Source organism: Paraeggerthella hongkongensis (assembly GCF_003726035.1).
Classification (GTDB): Bacteria; Actinomycetota; Coriobacteriia; order Coriobacteriales; family Eggerthellaceae; genus Paraeggerthella; species Paraeggerthella hongkongensis.
This window is the reverse complement of the sequence record NZ_QICD01000058.1, coordinates 1-650: the sequence shown is the minus strand read 5'-3', so window position 1 is coordinate 650 and position 650 is coordinate 1. Positions and strand designations below refer to the sequence as shown.

Annotated in this window: 1 protein-coding gene; it reads right to left on the bottom strand. The window is 71.4% G+C overall.

Annotation, left to right across the window (positions count from 1 at the left end; translation table 11 throughout):
- Positions 1-557 (bottom strand): transposase (locus tag DMP08_RS12295; RefSeq protein WP_148042368.1); only part of this gene is annotated, 557 nt, incomplete at its 3' end.
- Between the last annotated feature and the right edge of the window lie 93 nt (positions 558-650).

The window sequence follows — 650 nt, the reverse complement described above, 5'->3', positions numbered from 1 at the left end:
CTCAGCTTCTCTCCTAACCCGACGAGCCGCCTCTTCGAGAGGCTCTCCGGGCCTGCGGCTTTTGGGTCGCGCATCAGCTCCTTGTACGCCGCGACCTCGAGAAGCGCCTCCTCCAGGTCGGCCCGGAGCCGGGCCGCCTCGTCTTCCGATCCCGATGCCTCGACCATGCCCCGCAGCTCCTTCCGCTCCTTCTCGCGCGGCGCGTCCCGCGCGCCCGTCTCGGACAGGATAGCGCGCTTCCGGGCCCTCGCGTCCCATCTCCTCACGATGCTCGCGTTCCCGATGCCGAGGCGCCGGGCGATGTGGGCGGGCTTCTCGCCCAGGCGGTAGAGGCGCACGGCCTCCGCCCTGGTCGCCTCGGGGTAATGGGAGCGGGGCGCGTGCTCGGCTCGCGCCCGGGGCATCTCGGCGGGAAGCTCCCCGCGCTCGGCCTGCCTCTCCCATCTCCTCAGCGCCTCCCTCGTGGGGCGGCCCCATTTGCGCTGCGCGGCGCAGGGCGTGAGCCCTTCGGCCCACATCATCTCGACGTACCTGACCTTCTCGCGCTCCGTGTACATGCAGCTCCCTCCTCACGGCCCCTTCGGGGCCGTTCGATCGGTCGTGGACCGCCCTCGGGCGGTCCAACTTCTTGCCGCATCCCCGTTTTGCGG